The sequence below is a fragment of the Tessaracoccus antarcticus genome (assembly GCF_003688855.1).
In the GTDB taxonomy this organism is placed as follows: domain Bacteria; phylum Actinomycetota; class Actinomycetes; order Propionibacteriales; family Propionibacteriaceae; genus Arachnia; species Arachnia antarctica.
In genome coordinates this window covers 568,384-589,216 of the sequence record NZ_REFW01000001.1, presented here as the reverse complement: position 1 = coordinate 589,216, position 20,833 = coordinate 568,384, and the positions used below count along the sequence as shown (strand labels likewise).

Annotated in this window: 8 protein-coding genes; 1 reads left to right on the top strand and 7 read right to left on the bottom strand. The window is 66.0% G+C overall.

Annotation, left to right across the window (positions count from 1 at the left end):
• Nucleotides 1-71 precede the first annotated feature (71 nt).
• The 7 genes from gyrA to EAX62_RS02415 form a co-directional block, all read right to left on the bottom strand.
• Nucleotides 72-2,771, bottom strand: a complete 2,700-nt coding sequence (gyrA, locus tag EAX62_RS02445; protein ID WP_121900068.1) for a DNA gyrase subunit A — start codon at nt 2,769-2,771, stop codon at nt 72-74.
• 14 nt (nt 2,772-2,785) lie between these two features.
• Entirely contained in the window at nt 2,786-4,798 is a 2,013-nt protein-coding gene (gene gyrB / locus EAX62_RS02440; RefSeq protein ID WP_233557842.1) for a DNA topoisomerase (ATP-hydrolyzing) subunit B, read from the bottom strand.
• A gap of 344 nt (nt 4,799-5,142) precedes the next feature.
• Complete coding sequence (locus EAX62_RS02435) at nt 5,143-11,814, bottom strand: glycoside hydrolase family 2 TIM barrel-domain containing protein (RefSeq protein ID WP_121900066.1); 6,672 nt, start codon at nt 11,812-11,814, stop codon at nt 5,143-5,145.
• 422 nt (nt 11,815-12,236) lie between these two features.
• On the bottom strand, nt 12,237-13,283 hold the full coding sequence (locus tag EAX62_RS02430) for a LacI family DNA-binding transcriptional regulator (RefSeq protein WP_121900065.1): 1,047 nt from the start codon (nt 13,281-13,283) through the stop codon (nt 12,237-12,239).
• A gap of 166 nt (nt 13,284-13,449) precedes the next feature.
• Nucleotides 13,450-15,927, bottom strand: coding sequence for a phosphoketolase family protein (locus EAX62_RS02425; RefSeq protein WP_121900064.1), 2,478 nt, complete (start codon nt 15,925-15,927; stop codon nt 13,450-13,452).
• 130 nt (nt 15,928-16,057) lie between these two features.
• Entirely contained in the window at nt 16,058-17,071 is a 1,014-nt protein-coding gene (locus tag EAX62_RS02420) for a GmrSD restriction endonuclease domain-containing protein (protein ID WP_233557772.1), read from the bottom strand.
• Nucleotides 17,072-17,227: 156 nt separating this feature from the next.
• Nucleotides 17,228-20,053 (bottom strand): Ig-like domain repeat protein, encoded by a 2,826-nt coding sequence (locus tag EAX62_RS02415; protein ID WP_121900063.1) that lies wholly within the window; start codon nt 20,051-20,053, stop codon nt 17,228-17,230.
• 191 nt (nt 20,054-20,244) lie between these two features.
• On the opposite strand from EAX62_RS02415, the gene EAX62_RS02410 reads away from it, so the two are divergent.
• The gene (locus tag EAX62_RS02410) at nt 20,245-20,754 is read left to right on the top strand and encodes a phage tail protein (RefSeq protein ID WP_121900062.1); all 510 of its coding nucleotides are present in this window, start codon (nt 20,245-20,247) and stop codon (nt 20,752-20,754) included.
• The last annotated feature ends 79 nt before the right edge of the window (nt 20,755-20,833 follow it).

Below are 20,833 nucleotides of genomic sequence, written 5' to 3'. Positions count from 1 at the left end.
TGCCGGAGCCCTTCCGGTCGGCCGAAAAATCCAGACCCGGTGAGCCGTCGGCCCCGGGCCAACGTGGGGCATCACTCATCGCCGTCCTCCTGGCTTGCGTCGTCAACCGGTTCGGCTGGCGTGTCAGTTTCCACGGTATCGCCTGCTTCCGGCAGATCCATGTCCTCGATCGGGGTGTCCTCGTGCTGGTCGGTCTCTGCGAACTCCGGGTCCTCGGACTCCGGGTCCTCGATCTCCGCCTGCACCTCGGACTCCGGGTAGAGGGCGATGGCAGCCACGCTGTCGTCGCCACGGACACCCACGAACTTCACGCCCATGGTGTCGCGGCCCTTCACGGCCACCTCGGAGACGAGGCTGCGGGTGATCTGGCCTGACATCTTGATGGCGATCACCTCGTCACCCTCGGCGACGATGAGGCCGCCCACCAGCGAGCCACGGTCCTCGTTCAGACGCATGGCCTTGATGCCGAGACCTCCACGACCCTGCTGGCGGTACTCCGCGACGCGGGTCCGCTTGGCGAACCCACCGTCGGTGACGGTGAACACGAAGCTGTCGGACTGGTCCTCCGCCGCGGGCAACACAGCCATGCTCAACAGCTCGTCCCCGTTGCGGAACTTCATGCCCGTCACGCCCGAGGTGGCGCGTCCCATGGGGCGCAACTGCTCGTCGGACGCCTGGAAGCGAATCGACTGCCCCTTCTTCGAAATCAGCAGCACGTCGTCCTCGGAGGAGCACAGCTGCGCCCCGATGAGTTCGTCGCCCTCCTCGCGGAAGTTGATGGCGATGACTCCGGCCTGGCGGGGGGAGTCGTAGGACGTGAGTGCCGTCTTCTTCACGAGCCCGTTGCGGGTGGCCAGCAACAGGTACGGGGCCGCGTCGTAGCCGCTGATGGTCAGCACCTGTGCGATTTTCTCGTCCGGCAGGAACGACAGCAGTCCCGCCACGTGGCCGCCCTTGGCGTCACGGCCGGCCTCCGGCAGCTGCCACACCTTGCTGCGGTACACGCGGCCATGGTTGGTGAAGAACAGCAGCCACTCGTGGTTGGTGGCCTGGAACAGGTGGGCCACCTCGTCGTCAGGGCGAAGCGTTGCGCCACGGACACCCTTGCCACCCCGGCGCTGCACGCGGTAGGCATCGGCGCGGGTGCGCTTGGCGTAGCCGCCATGGGTGATGGTGACGACGACGTCATCGTCGGGGATGAAGTCCTCGTCGGAGAAGTCACCGTCGGCGGCCACGATGCGGGTGCGCCGCTCGTCGCCGAACTTGTCGACAATCTCTTGCAACTCCGTGGAGATGATGGAACGCTGGCGCTCCTCGCGGGCGAGGATGTCCTTGAGGTCCTCGATCTTCATCTCGAGAGCCGTGAGGGTGTCGATGATCTTCTGGCGCTCCAGAGCGGCCAGACGCCTCAGCTGCATGTCGAGGATCGCCGTGGCCTGGACCTGGTCGATGCCCAGCAGCTCCATCAGGCCCGTGCGGGCCTCCTCCGTGTTCGGGGAGCGGCGGATCAACGCGATGACCTCGTCGAGCGCGTCGAGCGCCTTTCCGAGGCCACGGTAGATATGGGCCTGCTTTTCCGCGTCGGCGAGCTGGTACTCGGTGCGGCGACGGATGACCTCGATCTGGTGCTTGATCCACAGCGAGATGAACTGGTCCAGGCGCAGCGTGCGGGGCACGGAATCCACCAGGGCCAGCATGTTGCAGCCGAAGGTGTCCTGCAGCTGGGTGTGCTTGTACAGGTTGTTCATGACGACGCGCGGCTGGGCATCACGCTTGAGCACGATGACGAGCCGGAGCCCGGTGCGGGCGGAGGTGTCGTCGCGGATGTCGGCGATGCCTGTGAGCTTGCCAGCGTTGACGAGGTCGGCAATCTTCACTGCCAGAGCGTCCGGGTTCGTCATGTACGGCATTTCGGTGATGGCAATGAGGGTGCGACCGGTTTTGGGGTCCTCCTCCAGGTCCATCACGGCCCGCATCGTCACGGAACCACGGCCGGTGCGGTAGGCGTCCTCGATGCCCGAGCGGCCCACGATGAGGGCACCGCCGGGGAAGTCGGGACCCTGGACGCGCGCCATGGCGGCTTCCAGCAACTCCTCCTTCGTGGCGTCGGGGTTCTCGAGTGACCACTGAACGGCATCGTTGATCTCGCGCAGGTTCTGCGGCGGGATGTTGGTGGCCATGCCGACGGCGATACCCGTGGAGCCGTTGACCAGCAGGTTCGGGAACCGGGACGGCAGGACGACGGGTTCGGACTCACGGTTGTCGTAGTTGGGCTTGAAGTCGACGGTGCCCTGCTCGATCTCACGCACCATCTCCGCGGCAGGCCACGCCAGCTTGCACTCGGTGTAGCGCATGGCGGCGGCCTTGTCGTTGCCCTGGCTGCCGAAGTTTCCCTGCCCGGTGACCAGCGGCAGGCGCATGGCCCACGGCTGGGCCAGGCGCACGAGGGTGTCGTAGATGGCCGTGTCGCCGTGCGGGTGGTAGAGGCCCATGACCTCACCGATGACGCGGGAACACTTGTTCCAGCCGCGGTCCGGGCGGTAGCCGCCGTCCCACATGGCGTACAGGACCCGCCGGTGCACCGGCTTCAGGCCGTCGCGCACGTCGGGCAGCGCTCGCCCGATGATGACGCTCATCGCGTAGTCGAGGTAGCTGTTCTGGATCTCGACCTGCAGGTCGATGGGCTGTACGGTGCCGAGTTGCGGTGGAACGATCTCGTCCACGAGGCTCTCGTCGGCGTTGCCCGTGGGGCTCTGTGGTGTGTCAGTCATCTCTTACCTCGGGCTCAGATGTCCAGGAAACGGACGTCGCGGGCATTGTGTTGGATGAAGTTGCGGCGCTGCTCGACGTCCTCGCCCATCAGGATGGAGAACATCTGGTCCGCCATGGCGGCATCCTCGAGTCTCACCTGCAGCAGGATGCGCTTCTCCGGGTCCATCGTGGTGTCCCAGAGGTCAGCGGCGTCCATCTCACCGAGACCTTTGTACCGCTGGATGGGGTTGACGTTGGGGAGCTTCTTGCCCTCGGCCAGACCAGTGTCGCGCAGCGTGTCGCGCTCCACGTCGTTGTAGGCCAGTTCATGGGGCGAGTTGGACCACCGCAGACGAAACAGCGGCGGCTGCGCCAGGTACACGTGGCCGGCATCGATCATGGGCCGCATGAAGCGGAACAGGAGCGTCAGGAGCAGCGTGCGGATGTGCGCGCCGTCGACGTCAGCGTCGGCCATGAGGATGAGCTTGTGGTAGCGCAGTTTGTTGACGTCGAAATCCTCCTGGATGCCGGCGCCGAGTGCGTTGATGATCGCCTCGACCTCCTTGTTGGCCAGGATGCGGTCGATGCGCGCCTTCTCGACGTTCAGGATCTTGCCGCGGATGGGCAGGATGGCCTGGGTCCTCGGGTCGCGGCCACCGCGGGCGGAGCCGCCTGCCGAGTCACCCTCGACGATGAAGACCTCGCACTCGGTGGGATCGGTGGACTGGCAGTCCACCAGCTTGCCGGGCAGGCCTCCGCCGCCCAGCAGGCCCTTGCGGCTGCGCGCCATGTCGCGGGCCTTGCGCGCCGCCACGCGGGCGGCGGCCGCAGCCTGCGACTTGCGGACGATGTCCTTGCCTTCGGCGGGGTTGCGCTCGAACCAGTCCCCCAGCCTGTCATTCAGCACCCGCTGCACGAACCCGCGGGCCTCGGTGTTACCCAGCTTCGTCTTGGTCTGTCCCTCGAACTGCGGCTCGGCCATCTTGATGCTGACGATGGCGGTGAGGCCCTCGCGGATGTCGTCGCCGGAGACGCGGTCCTCGGACTTCTTCACCAGGCCCCACGTCTGACCCCACTTGTTGACGGTGTTGGTCAGCGCGGACCGGAAGCCCTCCTCGTGGGTGCCACCCTCATGGGTGTTGATGGTGTTGGCGAAGGTGTGCACGCTGGTGGTGTAGGACGCATTCCACTGCATGGCGATCTCGACGCCCATGCCCTGGGACTCTGCGTGGGCCTCCACGGCGATGACGGTGTCGTGGATCGTCTCCTTGGAACCGGAGAGAAACTTCACGTAGTCGATGAGGCCGTCCTGGTAGCAGAACGAATCGTGGCGGTGTTCGTCGTCGAGGTCGTCGCCTGACTCTTCGCCCTCATGGGTGCGCAGGTCAGTCAGCGTGATCTTCAGACCCTTGTTGAGGAATGCCATCTCGCGAAAGCGCGTGGCCAACGTGTCGTAGTTGTAGTGCGTGGACTCGAAGATGTCGGGCGAGGGGTAGAACGTGATGGAGGTGCCCGTCTCGTCGGTTTCCTCCAGCTGCACGAGGTCCGCCTTCGGCACACCCATCTCGAAGGACTGCGCGTAGCGGTGGCCGTCGCGCTTGACCTCAACGATGAACTCGCGGCTGAGGGCGTTCACCACCGAGGACCCCACGCCGTGGAGTCCGCCGGAGACCTTGTAACCGCCGTCGCCGAACTTGCCGCCGGCGTGGAGCACGGTGAGTACGAGCGTGACCGTGGGAATTTTCTCGGTGGGGTGTTCCTTGACGGGGATGCCGCGCCCGTCATCGGAGACGCGCACGCCCCCATCGTCCAGGAGCGCGACGTCGATCTGCGTGCAGTAACCGGCCAGCGCCTCGTCAACGGAGTTGTCGACGATCTCATGGACCAGGTGATGCAGACCGCGCTCCCCCGTGGAGCCGATGTACATGCTGGGGCGCTTGCGAACAGCTTCAAGGCCCTCCAGCACCGAGATCTGATCAGCGTCGTAGACCCCCGAGGAGGTGGTGTCGCCCGTATCGGTCAACTCCTCCAACCGTTCGGTCACCAGTTCCTCTGCGAGCTCTTCCGACACCGAATCTCCTGTTCACACAACAGCCGCCGGATTCCGACGGCTTTGACAACATCCTAAGTCTACCGGGTCGGGGTCGGAATGGAGGTACCGAGACCCCGCCGTTTCGCCATCAAACGGCAAAAAACGCTGTTGTGAAGCCCCGGTGGGGGTCTGGACGGGTCCCCGTATCCCTCCATGCCCGCCAATCGGTCTGTGAGCCGTCCGGGATGGCGCCGGTCAGGCTGCAGCAGAGGGGCCAATTCTCCCTGTCCGCGAGACCCGCAGGCAGGGAGAACCGGCCCCCCCTGAACAACAACGACGTCGTTGCTCTCCGGATCAGATCATGTGAAACGGACAATGTTGTTGAACAACCAGCCCTGCGTCATCCCGTAGCGCCACACGCCGTCAGCGCCTCTGGTCCCCGCGACGTAGGTGGCCCAGATGTAGCTCCGGCAGCCATTGGCCCCCGTCGCCGCCGTGTCGCATTCCGTGCGCCACTTCCGGCCATCCGCGGTGCTCCAGTTGCCGGAGCGCCCCAGGGGGTTGCCCGCCCACTGGGCGCGCGTCATGTGGGGCAGGTAGGTGAGGTTGTTGAAGTACCACCCTGTCCGGGACACGTATGCACCGTTGACGACGCTCACCTGGGTGGCCCAGATGTCCGTGCGGCAACGGATTGTCTGCGAGTACGTCTCGCACGTGGTGTACCAGGACCGGTCATTGATGAGGTGGAACCCCGGTACCTCGTAGGGGGCCACAGCCGGCTTCCGCGTGACCGTGGGCTTCGGCGTTGGCGTGACCGTGGGCGTTGGCGTTGGCGTGACCGTGGGCTTCGGTGTTGGCGTGACGGTGGGCGTCGGCGTGACGGTCGGCGTCGGTGTCGGTGTCACCACCGGGGTCACCCGGATGGTCACCGCAGCCGCCGCGCCGGAGCCGTCCTTGGCCGTGGCGGTGACCACGGCTGTACCCACACTCCTGGCCGTCACTGTCCCGGCATCGTCGACGCTTGCGACACCGGTGTCACTGCTGGACCAGGTGACGCCGGCATCCGATGCGTCCTCGGGAAGCACGGCAGCAGTGAGGGCCAGAACCCCGCCGACGAGAAGGTCGGCCGCCCCGTCCACCACTCCGGTTCCCGAGACGGACACCGAGTCGACCGGCACGGAGACACGGAACGACAGGATGTCGTCAAAGCCCTGTCCACCGATGCGAACCCGGACGTCCTCGAGCGTCGTGGCCGCCGACGGATAGCTGTGGCTCAGCACCCCTCGTGCGTCCACGGTGACGAGGGCGATGTGGTCCAACCCGTCGGAACCCCGAATGGTCCCCTCGACCACGATGACCGAGCGCGGCGAGAAACCGGCACCAGTCAGCGTGACCAGTTGCGTCGTCGGATCGAACGAGACGTCGAATTGGGGATCGGATGCTGGCAGGACCTCACGGAGGGGTTCGTGCGTGAACACTCCGTCGGAGCTGACAGGCTCAAGGTTCCATGCCCCCGTCAACGGATGCAGTGTTGCCTCGTCGATCAGGAGGTACTGCACGGCAGCCGCCTGCGTGCCTTCGGGCAACTGGATGGGCAGGTCGCCGTCCTGGTTGCCGTCCGACGCATCGAACCTGGCCTCGTTGTCACCGAGGACCCGGTTCTGCTCGTCGTAGGCCACGGCGATGCTGCGGATCACACCCTCGGCCCTGCCGGTGCCGAGGAGGTAGCCCACGGAGACCTTGCCGGGCTCCACCGTGGCGGTCAGTCTGGTCACGTCCACCGGTTCGTTGATCACATCACCGAGGAAGGTGACCTGCGGGTCGCCCCAGACACCGTGGTCGCCAGCGATGTCGCCGTCGACGGGGTCCATCACCAGACGCACCGCCCCGTAGGACATCAGGGTGCCGTCGGCATCGACATGGGTGAGGTCGAGATCGAAGTGGTGAAGATCCCGCTGGACCTCAAGCTCGCCCGAGTGATTCCAGTTGGACATGACCGGAGACGTTCCCAGCTTCACCCAGCCATCGGTCGGCAGGCCACCGCCCGTGGGCTGAGGGTTGGCTGCGGAGTAGTAGCCGTTGGTGAGTGTGCTGGCATCCTGACGCGCCCACACCTCGAAGCGAACCGTTGGCCCGGCCGAGGATTCAGCGGAGTCCGGCTCAAGGGCCCAGTCCACACCAACGTCTGCGGTGAAGCGCAGGGCATCCCGGTGCGAGATGTCGATGTCCAACACCTGTTGCGCCGATCCGGCCACGCCGTGGGCGTACTCCTTGATGACAGCGGCGTCGCCGCGGCCGCTCTGCCGAAGCGTGAGACCGGGCAGCGCGCCCGCGCCCTTGTCGACGCGGACCGTGCCGTCGCCGCTGTAGACGTAGACGAGGTTGCCGTTGAGCACCGAGGACTGGTCCTGGCCGTCCACCGTGAAGGCCGGGGCCGTGACCATGTCACCGAGGTTGACCAGTTGACCCGCGGGCGCGGTGGCCCGGGCGAACTCGATACGGTAGTCATCCAAGGCGACCAGAACCGTGGCGGTGCCGGGGACACCCGTGGCCTGGTTGGCGTGCACGAAGATACCGGCGTCATGGTCGACCGAGACGACCGGCGTACGGGCTCCGCTGGCGAGCACCACCGTGTAGTCGTGCACGTCCGTCGAGAAGCCGGGCAGCGGGGCGCCGTCGAGGCGGATGGAGCGGAGTTCCGGGTCGGCGGGCACGTCGAGTCCAATTCTGGGATCTCCCCACACGCCTTGGTCGTGACCATTGTCCCCGTTGGCGTTCATCACCAGACGGAGCGCCTGGTAGCGCTTCGGGACGCCGTTGTCGTCATAGGTGAGCGCAATGTCGCTGAACGTGAAGTCCTTCTTGCCGGTCTGCACCGGGCTGAACGCCAGCTTGGTCCACCCGTTGGTGACGATGGTTCCGGTACCCGCGGCCCCGGGGGCCATCGGCTCGTAGTAGTCGGCATCCAGTTCACTGACATCCTTGTGGGCCCAGACCTCGAAAATGATCGAGGAACGAGTGGCACCGGAGCCGGCCCACTTGGACGGGTCGATTCCTCCCACACCAGAGAACGACTTCGCCGCATAGGCGGAAATGTCGATGTCCATGATCTGCTCGGCGTTGCCCTGGAAGCCCTTGTCGTGGAATCCACTGGCCGTCTGGAGCGCAGCACCGGTGCCGCTGACGTTCTCCCCGATCCCTGCGTAGCCGCTGTAGGCGTAGAGGAGGTCACCGACACCGGCCATACCGACGGTGTAGCGCCCAGAGCCGGAAATGCTCCCGGGGACCTGGACGATGTCGGGGATCTGGATGGTCGGCTTGGGTGCCGCTCCCGGCGTGATGTCGACCACGTAGTCAACGGTCGAGGATCCCACCATCACGTGGAGAACCGCGGTGCCGGGAGTGGAGCCCGGCTGCTCGATGGTCACCGTCGCGCCCTCGGGGGCCGTGGCAGCCACCACGGGCACCCGGGCCGAGGGGTAGTAGTCGGGCAGCGTGTAGTCGTAGGCGAACTTTTCGGGCTGGAAACCCGTCAATGGCATACCGTCGATCGTGATCGCATCGAGCATCGGGAAGGCAGGCTCGGGGTAGATCTCCTTGGACAGTGCCATCGGATCCGTGCCTGCGGTCAGTGGTCGCAACATGTAGGAGTAGCTCTGGTTGGCGGCGTCGCTCTTCGGGAGGACCGCCGTGGGCGGCTCGGAACCCCAGTCGAGGTTGCCGACACCCTTCTGGTGCTTCAGCAGCCGCAGCACCACGTCGTCGGTCTTCTGGGCCTGGAACGGGTAGAGGATCTTGGAGTTGTACGACGACAAGGCCTTCGGGGTGTAGTGCAACGCCACCGCTTCCAGGGGATCGCCGGAGTAACCGGGACCGTAGTTCATTGACGCAAGCAGGCCATCACCGGCGTCGTTCGTGAGCGCGAGCCACCGGACATCGGTCTTGTTGCCGTTCTCCTGGACCCGCTCGTACGGCACGAACTGGTCCGTGACCGTCCCGTTCCAGACGCCGACCTTCACACCCTCCTTGCGGTCCCAGTAGGTCTCCGCGGGCCCGCGGCCGTACCAGGAGACGTTCTCGAAAGCACTGGGGACCTGCATCATCATGCCGAACTCGCCCAGTTGGTCGGGTGCACCGGCAGACGGGACGAGCTTGGCGGCGACGGCGATCGTGCCGTCTGTGTGCACGGTGTACGCGGTCGAGAAGGCGCTGCCGTTGCGCAGCGTCGAGTTGACGACGATGCGCGAGACGCCATCGATGGCAGTCAGTACGTTCACCTTGACGTCAGTCGCGTTCTCGCCCTGGTCAAGCCAGCCCTGGTAGGCCTCGGCCGCATTCGTGGTGTGGGCGTTGCCCTTCACAGCGCTCGACTGGTCCGTCTCGGCCCGGAAGAAGGAGCCGACGGGCGCCTTGGATATGAGGTCCCGACCGCCGACGACGTAGGCGTCCAGAAGTCCCGTGGTCTTGTCCACGGATACGGAGAACTCCTCACCGCTCGGTGTCTCGCCCTCAACGACGACGGCGTCGTGCAGGTCCTGGGTGCTCGACGGCGGGACGGCCGTGGGATCGATGTTCTGGTCCTGACCCACGGCGCCGATCAGGAACTGTGCGCTGCCCTGGACGTAGCCCTTGTCGGCGTACGGTGCGTCCGCCTTCAGCTTGTACTCAACGAGGAGGAAATACTCCGCACCCGCCTTGGGGGCATCAAGAACGTAGGGAGCCGTCAGGGTCCTGGTCGAGCCGGCGTTCACGTTGCCGGTGGGGGCCGCAAGGCTGGCCTCCGCGTCGGTGAACGTCCCGCTCTGGATGGTGGCGCCATCCTCCTGCAGTGACCAGACGATGTCGTAGTGGTTGGCGTTCTTGAATCGGTTGAGGTTGACCATCGTCACCTGCTGGGCAGTGCCCTGCGTCGGTGTCTGGGTGAATTTGATGTCCTGGTACTGCTGGCGCACCTCGTAGGCCTCAGGTTGCCATGTGCGGTCCGGGAAGATGAGCCCGTTCATGAGGAAGTTCCCGTCGCCGGAGACCTGGGGCCAACTGCCGTCCATGCCGTAGAAGAGGTCGTCGCGGGTGATGTCACCGCCCGGGTCAACGCCCGGCTTGAGCGTCAGGGCCGACTGGTCGACGTAGTCCCAGATGAAGCCGCCCTGCTGGCGGTAGGAGCCCTCCATGAGGTCGGTGTAGCGCTTGAGCTCCCCGCCGGTGTTACCCATGGAGTGCTGGTACTCCATCATGATGAACGGCTTGCGGGAATCGGGCCGGTTCGCCTGGTCGTACGGCGGGTACATGGCACCGATCATGTCCACCCGTGGGTTGCCGTTGTCACCCTGGTAGTGGATGAGCTTCTCGCCATCGAGTTCCTTGATGACATCCATCATCGTCTCGAAGTTGGGACCGGTGCCGGCCTCATTGCCGAGGGAGTAGATCAACACGCTCGCGTGGCTCTTGTCGCGCTGCACCATGCTTTCCATTCGCTGGCGCATGGATTCGGTGTAGCGGCTGTCATTGCCGGGGAAGTCGCGGCTGGTCAGGCTTGGATCGATGGAGAACGGGGTGTTGTTGATGCCGTCGCGGCCATTGTGCGATTCCACGTTGACCTCGTCCATGACGTAGATCCCATACTCGTCGGCCAGGTCCAGCAGATGGGGGTCAGGCGGGAAATGGCTGGTCCGGATGGCGTTCATGTTGAGCTGCTTGGCGTTCTGGACGTCCTTCACGATCATCTCGTACGGAACGTGGTGGCCGTGGGCGGGGTCGTTCTCGCCCCGGTTCACGCCGTAGAACTCGATGTTCTGGCCGTTGATGCGCATGTTCGACGTCGAGTCGGTGGTACCCGCGTCTGCCATGTAGAACTCGCGGATGCCGACGCGCTTGCCCATGGACTGGATCGAGGCACCTGCAGTGTCCGTCAGTTCCAGGACGACGGTGTACAGGTTGGGGACTTCCGCGGACCACAGTGAGGGATTGGCGAGAACGATCTCCGTTGTGACCGAGCCGGTGGTGCCCGGTGCCACCGTCAACGGCGGCGACGCCTGCACCTTGACTTCATTGCCGCTGGCATCGAAAAGGTGGGTCCTGACGATCCGTGTCTGCGCCGCATCACCGGTGTTGGCAATGTCGGAGCGAACCGCGACCCTGGCGGACGAGTAGTCGTGGTTGGCGAAGGTGGTCTCCACGTTGTAGTCGTAGATCGACGCCTTCGGCTGGACGGTCAGGACCACGTCCCGGTGGATTCCACCGAAGTCGAGCCCATCCTGGTTTTCGAGGAAACTGCCCGTGGTCCACCGGTAGACCTGGACTGCGATGTGGTTGGTGCCCTCGTGCACGTAGTCGGTGATGTCGAACTCCGACGTGCTGAAGCTGTCCTCCCCGTAGCCGACGACGGCGCCGTTGACGTAGAGGTAGAAGCCGGCCTCGACCCCCAGGAAGCTCAGGATCTGGCGGTTGCCCGCGATCTCGTCGGCAGTCAGGTCAAGCATGCGCATGTAGGTGCCCACGGGATTGAACGTGGTGGGCGCTTGGGCAGCCTCGAAGTCTCCCTGGCTGGCGATACCGCCACCGGAGGCCTGGAACGGGTAGTCCTGGTTGTTGTAAATGGGGTAGTCGGTGCCCAGAGCACCGGCGTACTTGCCGGCCACCTGCCAACTGGAGGGCACCATGATGTCCTGGTAACCCTCGTCAGGGATGGCAGTCACGCCGGCCAGTTCGGGCTTGTCGGCGGGTGCTTGGACGTAGTTGAACTTCCACGTGCCGTTGAGAAGTGTGGCGTTCGTCGATGCCCGCTCGGCGGAGTGCAGGTCAGGGTTCGCTTTGGCGTCTCCGACGGTGTCGAAGGGAATCATGACGCTCCGGGCCGGCGTCTGCCCCACTCGAACGACAGCGGGTGTTCTCCATTCCTGGCCGGTGACCTCAGGGTTGGCCACCGGGTCGCCGGGGGCGGCGTGGCTCACGGGTGCCATGGGAACCCAGAGCAGGGCTGCTGAGATCAGGAGAGCGACCAGTTTTCTGCGGGGCGCGTATGCGGGGGGCATGGTGAAACCTTTCGTTCGCGACGGCAACGTCGCAAAGCGGACACAGATGTGGGGTGACTGGTACGTCCTCAGTACCACCCCGAACACGTCACGCCGACCAACCGGGCTGTGCCCCGTCCACGGATAAAACGTTTCAAAAACCTATCACGGGCCTCCCGCTGCACGCTGGCGGTCTACGGACTGAGACCCACGGCGATTTCCCGGTTGCCTCGGCCCCCACGCCGCGAGGTGCCCAGACCGTATTCGGCGCCGACACACCGTGGGCTGCATCAGCACAGGGGTGGCGAGGGCATTCACCATGAACATCAGCTTGGTTCTTGCCCGAGATCTCCCCGAGGTCGAACGTCACCCCCACCACACAATTTGCGCCGCCCTGTTCCGCCGTGGACTCGCGGCCGAGGTCGTCGGCACTCCGGCACGCGTCAGGCGCTCGCCCTCGTGACGAGGGTGACGGGGAGCATCATGGAGGGGCCGGGAGGCAGGGTTGCTCTGCCGGCCGTTCCCAGGTCAGGAGTGCGTCCCAGGAGCCGTAGCAACAGGCGCACCATCATGCGGCCTTGCGTGACGGTCTCCTGGCGGATGGTCGTGAGAGGCGTCTCGGCGGTCGCGCCGAGTTCGATGTCGTCAAACCCGACGACGGCCACGTCGTCGGGCACCCTCTTCCCGAGCCGCCGAAGGGTTTGCATGGCACCGAGGGCCATGAGATCGGATGCGGCGAAGACCGCGTCCAGATCGGGGGCCTGGTCAAGGAGCTTCTCCATGGCACTGGCCCCACCCGCTGCGGAGAAGTCGCCGGTGGCGACGAGTTCCGGTGCCACCGGCCCTGGGAAGGCGTCACGGAAACCATGGAGCCTGTCAATCCCCGCCGACATGTCGGGCGGTCCGGCGATGGTGGCGATCTTCCGTGAGCCCCTGTGGATGAGGTGCTCGGCAGCCAGACGTGCACCCCGCCGATTGTCGTGGTCCACATGTGCGATGTCCGACCAGGCGCCATCCATGGGACGTCCACCCAGCACGATGGGAATGCCTGCGGTGGCCATGGAGGGCGCAATCTGGAGGGCGGTGTGTTCGGAGATGACGAGGACGCCGTCGACGGGGCGCCCAAGAAGGTAGTTCTGGAAGCGCCCCAATTCTTCGGGCGTCTGGATGAGCGCCATGAGCATCCGCATGTCGACGTCACCGAGCTCCTTCGAGACACCCTGGACGATGTCGGCGAAGAACGGGTCGTGGAAGAACCGTGCCTGCGGCTCGGTCGCAACGAGAGCCACCATGTCGGTGCGTCGGGTGCTCAGCGCCCGGGCGGCGTGGTTCGGTACGTAGCCCAACTGTTTGATGGCGACGCGAACCCTGTCGGCCACCTGTGGTTCAACAAACTTGGTCTCGTTGATCACCCGGGAGACGGTGGCGCGTGAAACACCTGCGGCCGAGGCGACATCGTCGAGCGTCACAAACCGCTTGACTGCGCTCATGCCACCTCGCTCTCCCTGGGTGTGCAGTGTAGGGCCGGGAGGCGCGGACGTGGTGCTGGCTTCAGTCGAGCTGGGTGTTCAACACCACCGTCAGGTTCACGGAGCGGAGCTGGTCTGACGAGAACATGGCGCACCTCCGTTGTGAGGCGGAGGTGCACCCTTGTGTCTACTCGTTGTCCCCGCCCGTGAACACGGTCTCATCGACCTGCTGGTTGGTGGCCGCGTCACCGGCGTCGGGCCATACCCAGTCCTTGACCTCGGGGATGTCGTCGCCATAGGTCCGTGCGTAGGCGCGGGCGTCGAGCCGGGCGTCGGACATCTCCTGCCGCAGACCCGCGTAGCGCGTACCCAGTCCCGGAACACGGTCGATGACGTCCATCACCAGGTGATAGCGATCAATGTCGTTGAGCATGGCCATGTCGAAGGGCGTGGTGGTGGTGCCCTCCTCCTTGTAGCCGCGCACGTGGATGTTGGAGTGCCCCGTGCGGCGGTAGGTGAGGCGGTGGATCAGCCACGGGTAGCCGTGATAGTTGAAGATGACGGGCTTGTCGGGCGTGAAGATGGTGTCGAAGTCCCGGTTCGAGAGCCCGTGGGGGTGTTCCTTCTCGTCCTGCAGCCGCATGAGGTCCACGACGTTGACCACCCGGACCTTGAGGTCGGGTATGTGCCGCCGGAGCAGGTCCGCTGCGGCCAGCACCTCCACCGTCGGGACGTCGCCGGCGCAGCCGAGCACCACGTCGGGTGAGGTGCCCGGCTCCTCCGTACCCGCCCACTCCCACACGCCGAGGCCCCTGGTGCAGTGCTTCACCGCTTCGTCCATGGTCAGCCATTGCGGGCTCGGCTGCTTGCCTGCCACCACCACGTTGATGTACTGCGTGGAGCGCAGGCAGTGGTCGAAGGTGGAGAGCAGCGTGTTGGCATCCGGCGGCAGGTACACCCGCACCACGTCGGCCTTCTTGTTGACGATGAGGTCGATGAACCCCGGGTCCTGGTGGGAGAAACCGTTGTGGTCCTGCCGCCAGACGTGCGAACTGAGGAGATAGTTGAGGCTGGCGATGGGGCGGCGCCATTCGAGCTCGTCGCTGACCTTCAGCCACTTGGCGTGCTGGTTGACCATGGAGTCGACGATGTGGATGAACGCCTCGTAGGACGACATCAGGCCATGGCGCCCCGTCAGCAGGTAGCCCTCCAGCCAGCCCTGGCACTGGTGCTCGCTGAGCATCTCCATGACCTGGCCGCGCCTGGCAAGGTGCTGGTCCACCTCAGGGGATTCGTAGTCAGCCATCCACTGCTTGTCGGTCTCGTCATAGACGCCCTGCAGCCGGTTCGACGCCGTCTCATCCGGCCCGAAGATGCGGAAGTTGTGGCGGTTCTCCTCCACCACCCCCGTCAGCCAGGTGCCGAGCACGCGGGTGGCCTCGGCAATTGCGGCGCCGGGGTGGGGCACGTCGACGGCGAAGTCCTCGAAGTTCGGCAGTCGCAGTTCCTTGCGGATCACTCCCCCGTTGGCCTCCGGCCGTTCCCCCATCCGGAGGCCCACCGGCGGCGCCAGCCTCGCGATCTCCTCGCGCAGGGCGCCGGAGTCGTCGAAGAGTTCCTCGGGCCGATACGACATCAGCCAGTCGTTGAGGTTCTTGAGGTGTTCCTCGGTGTCGCGGGCGTTGGCCAGCGGCACCTGGTGGCTGCGCCAGCTGCCTTCGGTCTTGTGGCCATCGATCTCCTTGGGACCGGTCCATCCCTTGGGGGTGCGGAACACAATCATGGGCCAGCGCGGACGCTCGGCGTCGTTCTCGCCCTGCTCCGCGGCTGTGGCGCGGATGGCGGCGACGTCGTCCATGACGCCGTCGAGGAGTTCGGCGTAGCGGCGGTGGTAGCCCTCGGGCTCCTCGTCGTCGAAGCCGGCTGTGAAGATGTGGGGGGTGTGGCCGTAGCCCTGCATGAGGTCGACGAGTTCCTCCTCACTGATACGGGCCAGCACCGTCGGGTTGGCGATCTTGAAGCCATTGAGGTGCAGCACGGGCAGCACTACCCCGTCAGTGACGGGGTTGAGGAACTTGTTGGAGTGCCACGACGTGGCCAACGGGCCGGTCTCGGCCTCGCCGTCGCCGACGACGGCGAACACCAGCAGGTCCGGGTTGTCGAACGCGGCCCCGTACGCGTGGGAGAGCGCGTATCCGAGCTCCCCGCCCTCGTGGATGGAGCCGGGTGTCTCGGGCGCGACGTGTGACGGAATGCCGCCAGGGAAGGAGAACTGCTTGAAGAGCCGTTGCAGGCCGCCCTCGTCGCGGGTGATCTCCGGGTAGACGTCGGTGTAGACACCGTCCAGGTAGTTGCTGGCCACCAGGCCGGGGCCGCCATGTCCGGGACCGGTGATGTAGAGCGCCTTCTGGTGCCGCTCGGAGATGACCCGGTTGAGGTGGGCGTAGAGGAAGTTGAGTCCGGGTGTGGTTCCCCAGTGGCCGAGCAGACGCGGTTTCACGTCATCGCGGTTGAGTGGCTCACGCAACAAAGGGTTGCGCAGCAGGTAGATCTGCCCGACGGACAGATAGTTTGCGGCACGCCACCACGCATGGATGCCATCCAGATGATCGTCGGTGAGTTCGGGGCTGTCGCACTCTGCTCGGGTGCGCCACGTGCTGGTCATGGATGTCCTGTCCGCTGGTCTGGAGTACCGCCGTTTCCATTCAAACACCCGGCACCTACAACGCACGGGAACGAAGTCAAAGAACCGACACCACCGCGCCACACCACACCGCAGCGGCGTGCCCGCGCTCTCACTCGCAGGCAATCCCGTCGTCGTCACCATCCATGGCGGAGCGGTATCCGGGTTCGCCACGCAGCAGTGGTGCTGCGCCGGCTTCGCGCGCCGCGGCGCAGTTCTCGTAGTAGACGTCTTCCGCGGGGGTCCCCGTCGCAGCTGGCGAGGAGACTGTGGTCGACGCCGGGGTGGAGGGTGCGGTGCCCTCCGGCGCCGCGACGGCATCGATACTGTCATCGGTCCTCGGGGGTTCCGCCGAAGTGACCAGGTCCTTGCCGGGGCACCGCTGCAGGATGTCCTCAATGGCTGCGTACTCAGCCCCTGTCACCCACAGCCCATACCTGGCCTTGACCGCAACCTGTCGCGCCACGTAGTCACAGCGGTACGACTTGTTCGGCGGCAGCCAGGTGGCGGCGTCACCATCGCCCTTCTGCATGTTCGCCGTCCCCGCAACGGCAAGAAGGTTCAGCGGATCGTTGGCGAAGTGTGTCAACGTCGCCTGGTCCCACTGCTGTGCCCCCTTCTGCCATGCGTCTGACAGGGCGACGACATGGTCCACATGAATGTCCTGGGACGTGGCGCTTCCCCGTATGAACGCGATGGTGGTGCCCGTGTACGGATCTGCCAGCGTTCCCCGGGCCACGGCACAGCCGTTGGATCCGGGTCTGGTGCGGGCATCCATCAGGTCACGACGCAGGATGTCGTTCCTCGTGTCGCAGCCGTTGCGGTCGACGTCGGCCCACGCGGCACCGAACCGGTCCCGGCTGTAACCGGTCCTGGGAGCCCGCCCCTTGATCTCCAGACCCGACAGCGCCGCCATGGCGGACCCGTCAACGGACACGGTCGCCGTCGTGTGCGCCGCTGACGGCTCCGCCGGAGATGATGCCCGGCTGACCGTGGGGTCCGACGTGGCGGAAGAGGCCGACGCGGGCGCATCGACGGTGGAGGATGCCGTTGTACCGCCGAACCCGATGACCAGCACCGCAACGGCGATGGCCCCCAACACGCCCAGTCCGGCCGTGGTGGTCACCGTCAGCAGCCGTCGTGGGCGGCGGCCCGGGCGGCGGGTGTCCGTGTGGATCTCGCGTCTCCGTCTACGTTCGGGACCCCTGAGGGGGCTTCGGACGACACCGTATCGCGGGCGCGCACCCGCCCCGTCACGGCCCCCGGCGGACCACCCGGCGCGTCATTGCCTGAAGCGCACCATGCTGTTGAAAAGCCACCCGTGCGTCCACTGGAACGCGCGGTTGCCGCGTGCATCCACGCTCGAGACGATGTAGCGCGCCCGGATGAAACTGCGGCAACCATTTCCGCCCGTGGCCAAAGTGTCGCACTCGGTGCGCCACATGCGGCCCTGCGTGGATGTCCACTCCCCCGCGTGCCCGAGCGGGTTCCCGGCCCACTGGGAGCGCTTCATGGAGGGCAGGTACGTCAGGTTGTTGAAGTACCAGCCCGTGCTCGACCGAAAGGCACCGTTGACGTAGGAGACCTGGGTGGCCCAGATCGACGTCCGGCACCGCAGGGTCTGCGAATACGGCTCGCAGGTGGTGAACCACGTGCGGCCGTTCACGTCGTGGTACCCCGGCGTCGAATACAGGTCAGTCGGGCCCGAGCCGGACGTGACTGACGGCGACGGGGACGGGGAGGCAGACGGCGACGGTGAGGGCTTCGGGCTCGGTGGGGGCGTCGGGCTTGGTGACGGTGCGGTCGCGACCGTCACCTCGGCCGATGCCGGGGAACCCTTCCCGCCGTCCTTGTCCGTCGCGGTGACCGAGACGGTGCGGGGGCCGGAGGCCATGTAGGTGTGCGTCACGGACTGGCCCGCGGGGCCCACAACCGTGGCGATGGCCGAGCCGTCACCCCAGGTGATCGTGAAGGTGAACTGGGCCGCCATGTCCACCGATGAGGGGTCCGCGGCTCCGAGTACGAGTGAGAACGGCAGGCCGACCGTGGCGGCCAGGGAACCAGTGATGGCCACGCTCGGTGCGGCGTTCTCGACTGTCAGCGTGGTGGCTGCCGAATCGGTGGTGAGGCCCCCTTGGGAAACCCTGACCATCACAGCACGGACCATGGGCCCGTCGTCGATGCCCATAGACTCAAGTTCCGCCCACGTCAGCGTCGGTGAGCTCCCTGATGCGTCCCCGAAGACGCCATCCCCGTTGACGTCCCACGTGTACGTCATGCCGGGAGAGGACCCTGAGCCGTCGAGTGTCACCTCAGCGCCCTCGCCCACGGTGTAGGGACCGCCGGCATCAGCAGCGGGGTTCACGCTCTGGTCGAGGTCATCGCTGCTGGAACCATACGAGGCAGTTCCGCTGTAGGTGGCCACGACGGTGTGGGTTCCGGCCGTGAGCGTGGACGTGGTCCACGTTGCGTGACCGGCAACAAGATTGACGGCCGCGTCCACCACGGCACCGTCGAGGTTGAAGGAGACCGATCCCTCGCTGACCGTGGTGGCACCTGCGTCCACGGCCGCGGTGAACGTCACTGGTTGACCCGGGATCGACGGGCTGGGGGCCGCGGACAGCACGGTTGTCGTCGCGGCCTGCGTGGTCACCGTGACACACCATCCCCCCGCAATGGATCCGGAGTCGCCGGAGGCATCGTCGACAACCGACAGGCTCCACGTGCCATTGGGAGCCGACCCGTTGAACGTCGAGAACCCCGTGGCAGAACTCGGCGCCGGTGCCGGCGTCGGCATGACGTCGTTGGACCCGTCATCAGCGTTGGTGGGCCGGAAGGTGCCGCTGACCAGGGGCGCCGACACACCGGCCGGGGCCGCATCGTCGAGCGTCACGTCCACATTGCTGACCGGATTGAAGCCGCCCGTGTCGCTGAGCAGGAAGAGGTTCGTGCTGGGCGCGGGACCCGAGAGCAGCACGTCGAGGTCGATCGGTGCCTGATGGGAAAGCCCCTTCAGGCTCGCGGTGACCTTGGTGATGGTGCCCGACAACCCGAAGACCGTGATGTTCGAGGGATACGGCTGGGCCGCACCCACGCTGGGGACGGTGATGGTACCCGCGTTGCAGAACGTGTTCCCCGTCACGACGGTTGCGTTGTCGACGCGTTGGGCGACGGCTCCGTTGCTGGTCAGGAAGCCCGCGGCCCCGCTGAACGTTGCCCGAATGTCGTGCGTGCCCTCGGAGAGGGCGGAGGTGGTCAGCGACGCCTGCCCGGAGGCGTTGAGTGCAACAGGGGCTCCGAGGTTGCTGCTGCCGTCGCTGAACTGGACAGAGCCGCCGGTCGCAGGGGTGCCACCCGCTGTGACACTGGCGGTGAACGTCACGGGGTCCCCCGTGGTGGTCGGCGTGCCGGACGTGACCACGGCGGTGGAGGTGGCGACCGCCGAAGTCGCGGTCGTGATCGTCAGGCTCCAGCCACCCGCCATCGTGCCGGTCTCACCGGACACGTCGTCGACGGCGAAGAGCTGCCAGGAACCGTTGGGGTTGATGCCGGTGAATGCCCCGGCCAGGGTGGTCGCGTTCGACGGCGTCGGGGCGGGTGCCGGGAAGGCGTCGCCAGCTCCGGTGTTGGTCGGCTTGTATGTGCCGCCCGGCAGGATGAACACCCGGGGCACCGGTCCGGCTGCGGAGTCGGAGAACGTGAGGTTGACGTTGTTGGCTGTGACCAGTTGAGCGCCCGGGAACTCGCCACTGGGATCGCCGACGTCCGACATGACGACGAGCGTCTCTCCCGACGGCGCGACGAGCATGGCATCGATGTCGCCGACCGAGCCGTGGGTGAGGTTGGTGAAGGTCACCGTGACGTTGGTGACCAGACCACCCAGACCGGCGACGGGGATGCTGGACGGGTACGGGTTCGCGGGGCCGAGCTGATTCACCGAGCCGGCCGCGGGGATGTCGATGCTCGTCGTGTTGGCGACGGTGGTGGAACCATCCGCCAACGCCGGCGACGTGCCCAGCGTCCACCAACCGAGCGCCAGCATCACAGCGGAGAGGGAGGCAACTGATCGGCGGGTGGTACCCCTCACGCCGCGGGTGTCAGTGGTCATTGCGTCCCCTCCCAAGGGTGAGGGCCACCCCCTCATCGGGATGACCTCTGGCGCGCACGTCAGTATTCAGTCAGACTATTTGGTGCCGCGTGAAATGGCTAGGGTCTGACCCGCCACATCACCTCCCGGGCCCCGCCATGACCACGGTGGGTGCTTGTGTCCTCATCATTGGTGCCACAAGGAGACACGTCATGGACCCCCTTCTCGGTGAAATTCGTCTGTTCGGCTTCGCGTTCGCTCCGACCGGCTGGGCGAGCTGTCAGGGCCAACTGATGGCCATCGCTTCCAACACAGCCCTGTATTCGCTCCTGGGCACCACCTACGGCGGCGACGGCAGGACGAACTTCGCCCTGCCGGACCTTCGCGGTCGTCTCCCTCTCGGCTCCGGGCACGGCCCCGGCTTGTCCGACTACACGCAGGGTCAACTTGGTGGTCAGGAGCAGGTCACCCTGCAGGCCGGTCAGTTGCCCGCGCACAACCACACCGTCGCAGCGTCCTCCGGCGCCACGGGTAAGAACCCGTCCAACGCCTTTCCAGCAGTCACCCCGGGCGGCGTGTCCTACGGCACGTCGGCCGACATGTCCATGAACCCGACGATGGTGGGCGGTGGCGGCGCCGGCCAGCCGCACGAGAACCGTCAGCCGTTCATTGCGCTCAACTGGTGCATCGCGACGCAGGGCGTCTACCCCACACGCCAGTGAGGATGATCGTCATGTGCTGCGCCACCCGGTGAGCTGCCGCCCCCGCCCACACAGAATTCATCCTCGGAATGTCCCGCGG

Coding starts and splice junctions, on each gene's coding strand:
- gyrA (WP_121900068.1), bottom strand. CDS start 2,771: ATGACTGACACACCACAGAGCCCCACGGGCAACGCCGACGAGAGCCTC.
- EAX62_RS02435 (WP_121900066.1), bottom strand. CDS start 11,814: ATGCCCCCCGCATACGCGCCCCGCAGAAAACTGGTCGCTCTCCTGATC.
- EAX62_RS02430 (WP_121900065.1), bottom strand. CDS start 13,283: ATGAGCGCAGTCAAGCGGTTTGTGACGCTCGACGATGTCGCCTCGGCC.
- EAX62_RS02425 (WP_121900064.1), bottom strand. CDS start 15,927: ATGACCAGCACGTGGCGCACCCGAGCAGAGTGCGACAGCCCCGAACTC.
- EAX62_RS02415 (WP_121900063.1), bottom strand. CDS start 20,053: ATGACCACTGACACCCGCGGCGTGAGGGGTACCACCCGCCGATCAGTT.
- EAX62_RS02410 (WP_121900062.1), top strand. CDS start 20,245: ATGGACCCCCTTCTCGGTGAAATTCGTCTGTTCGGCTTCGCGTTCGCT.